The 325-nt window shown below is 71.7% G+C and carries 1 protein-coding gene; it reads right to left on the reverse strand.

All coding sequences use genetic code 11. The features are described from left to right. A partial coding sequence (locus E3U55_RS17635; protein ID WP_228547609.1) for a hypothetical protein occupies positions 1–325 on the reverse strand: 325 nt, incomplete at both ends.

Consider the following 325-nt stretch of genomic DNA (forward strand, 5'->3'; position numbering starts at 1 on the left):
GCCCCTCCTGCGGTGCCGAGCGCAACGCGGCGAGAGTCTCGGCCGTCTCCCGGTTCTCGCGCTCCTCATCGAACGGCAGTCGAGGAGGCGGGACCACACCGAGCCGAGCGGACGGACCGAGGAGGGAACGGAGATGACCCCGACGCAGTCGGAGCCGGTCCTCGATACCCTCGACGATCGCGAGCGACTGAGGGCCCTCCGGCTGGCGGTCGCCTGACCGCCAGTAGCTCAGGGTGGCCATGGACACGGTGTTGCCGTCGTCCGCGAGTTGCCGGCGCAGGCGGGACAGGGTGATGCCGCGCTCGGAGATCGCCGCCCGCAGAGC

It is taken from the genome of Filobacillus milosensis, from assembly GCF_004402015.1.
Lineage (GTDB): Bacteria > Bacillota > Bacilli > Bacillales > Alkalibacillaceae > Filobacillus > Filobacillus milosensis.